2 protein-coding genes are annotated in these 2932 nt (G+C 66.7%); one reads left to right on the plus strand and one right to left on the minus strand.

From position 1 onward, the window contains the following. Window positions 1–26: 26 nt before the first annotated feature. Window positions 27–2054, minus strand: a complete 2028-nt coding sequence (locus ACE026_RS19395) for a sodium-translocating pyrophosphatase (protein ID WP_486040474.1) — start codon at window positions 2052–2054, stop codon at window positions 27–29. A gap of 339 nt (window positions 2055–2393) precedes the next feature. Between ACE026_RS19395 and ACE026_RS19400 the strand changes: the two genes are divergently transcribed. Next, the gene (locus ACE026_RS19400; RefSeq protein ID WP_486040475.1) at window positions 2394–2897 is read left to right on the plus strand and encodes a hypothetical protein; all 504 of its coding nucleotides are present in this window, start codon (window positions 2394–2396) and stop codon (window positions 2895–2897) included. Window positions 2898–2932: the final 35 nt, after the last annotated feature.

A 2932-nucleotide genomic window follows, 5' to 3' on the forward strand; every position in this document is an offset into this window, starting at 1 on the left:
CCTGAGGCCAGCGTCCCCGACTCGACTCACAGCAGTGGCACCAGCAGCAATGCCACGATATTGATGATCTTGATCAGCGGGTTGATCGCCGGGCCGGCGGTGTCCTTGTAGGGATCACCGACCGTATCGCCGGTCACCGCGGCCTTGTGCGCCTCGCTGCCCTTGCCGCCGAAGTGGCCATCCTCGATGTACTTCTTGGCGTTGTCCCACGCGCCGCCGCCGGTGGTCATCGAGATCGCCACGAACAGGCCGGTGACGATCGTGCCGATCAGCAGGCCGCCGAGCGCGCGTGGCCCGAGCAGCAGGCCGACCACCACCGGCACCGCAACGGGCAACAGCGAGGGGATGATCATTTCGCGGATCGCCGAGCGGGTCAGCAGGTCCACCGCGCGGTCGTACTGCGGCTTGCCGGTGCCGTCCATGATCCCGGGAATCTCGCGGAACTGACGGCGCACTTCCTCCACTACCGCACCCGCCGCGCGGCCCACGGCTTCCATCGCCATCGCACCGAACAGGTAGGGGATCAGGCCGCCGATCAGCAGGCCGATGATCACCTCATGGTTGGACAGATCGAAGGCGAAGACCTCGCCGGGATTGGCCGCCTGCAGGTTGTGCGTGTAATCGGCGAACAGCACCAGTGCGGCCAAGGCCGCCGAGCCGATTGCATAGCCCTTGGTCACCGCCTTGGTGGTGTTGCCGACCGCATCCAGCGGATCGGTGATGTCGCGGATTTCCGGCGGCAGTTCGGCCATCTCGGCGATGCCGCCGGCGTTGTCGGTGATCGGGCCGTAGGCGTCCAGCGCCACGATCATGCCGGCCATCGAGAGCATCGCGGTCGCGGCGATGGCGATGCCGTACAGGCCGCCAAAGTAGTGCGCCAGCCAGATCGCCACGCACACCGCGATCACCGGCAGGGCAGTGGACTTCATCGAGACACCGAGGCCGGCGATGATGTTGGTGCCATGCCCGGTGGTGGAGGCCTGCGCCACGTGCTGCACCGGCTTGTACTGGGTGCCGGTGTAGTACTCGGTGATCCACACGATCAGCCCGGTCAGCACCAGCCCGATCAAGGCGCAGAAATACAGGTTCAGCGCACCGTGCGCGTTGTCCGGCATGAGCTGGATGGTGATCGGGTAGAACGCGATGGCGGCCAGGACACCGGACACGATCACGCCCTTGTACAGCGCGCCCATGATCGAGCCACCAGGCTTCACCTTGACGAACAGCGCGCCAATGATCGAGGCGATGATCGAGACGCCGCCCAGCACCAGCGGATACAACACCGCATTCGCCCCGGCCTCGGCGATCATCAGGTTGCCGAGCAGCATCGTGGCGATCACGGTGACGGCGTAGGTTTCAAACAGGTCGGCGGCCATGCCGGCGCAGTCGCCGACGTTGTCGCCCACGTTGTCGGCGATCACCGCCGGGTTGCGCGGGTCATCCTCGGGGATGCCGGCTTCGACCTTGCCGACCAGGTCCGCCCCGACATCGGCGCCCTTGGTGAAGATGCCACCGCCCAGCCGCGCGAAGATCGAGATCAGCGACGAGCCGAAGGCCAGCCCGACCAGGGCGTGCAGCGTCTGCGCGACATCCAGGCCGAGCTTCAACAGCAGCGCGTAGTAGCCGGCCACGCCCAGCAGGCCCAGCCCGACAACCAGCATGCCGGTGATCGCACCGCCGCGGAAGGCGACGTCCATGGCCGCGCTCAGGCCGTTGCGGGCGGCCTCGGCGGTGCGCACGTTGGCACGCACCGAGACATTCATGCCGATGTAGCCGGCCGCGCCGGACAGCACGGCACCGATCGCGAAGCCGATCGCGGTGTACCAGCTGAGGAACAGGCCGACCAGCACGAACAGCACGGCACCGGCGATGGCGATGGTCAGGTATTGACGGTTGAGATAGGCGCGCGCGCCTTCCTGGATGGCGGCGGCGATTTCCTGCATGCGGGCATTGCCAGCCGGTTGCCGGAGGATCCAGCGTGCCGACACGATGCCGTAGAGAATCGCGAGGATGGCGCACAACAGCGCCAGAGAAAGCCCGTAACGTTCCAGCATGTCCCCTCCCGGGTGATGGAATGACATCCAGTGAACGGATGAACGTCTCCACGCGGGGGCACAACAGGCTGCAACCATGAACCAACCCGTTCAGACCGTGCCGGTCTTCAAGCGTGTGGCGGTGTTCAGCAATCCCTGGTGGCCCGAGTATGCGGGTAAATCCTCGGTGCATGCCAGCGAGGATTTCAAACTGCGCGTGCGTGCCCGGATCGCCAACGACGGAGGTAGTGCCGGCCGCTGGCCGGCAACCACACAGATCCGGACGAAGGACCCCCTTTGCCACGCCGTTCAGCCATCCACTGGCAGCCTCGGCCCATCCCCAGCCGTTGGAGTCCTGCCATGTCCCCCCGTCATCTGTTGTGGCTGGCCCTGTTGCCCGCCGTATCCGCCTTCGCCGCCGAAACCCCCGAGCTGCAGCGCGCCGCCGGCACACCGCAGGCGGTAGGCGCGGCCCACACGCTGCGCCAGATTCCCGAAGCCTGCGCACGGCTGGAAGGCGTGTTCACCGGCGAGGCGGCACAGCCGTACAAATTCGCCGTGGTCCGCACCAGCGAGCAGTGCCAGCCGCGTGCCCGCTTCGTCGATTACGACAAGGCGCAGCCCAGCGAAGCCAGGGGCTGGAAGCTCAATGATGTGATCCGCGTGCCGAATGCCTCCTGCCCGGCGCAGCAGGCGGTGGTGCGCGTGTGGCGCATGCCCGTCACCACCAAGCCGGAACTCGATGGGCAGGGACAGTCGCGCATCTACCTGGAAGACGCCAAGAAGCAGGCGGCTGCCGGCAAGATCGCCCAGGTACCGATGTTCGCCGCGCAGATGAAGGTCGAGGGCAAGGCCTGCAATTGACCTGACCGCGCACCGGTAGTGGGGGGGGGGGGGGG

The organism is Stenotrophomonas sp. AGC87, assembly GCF_057333975.1.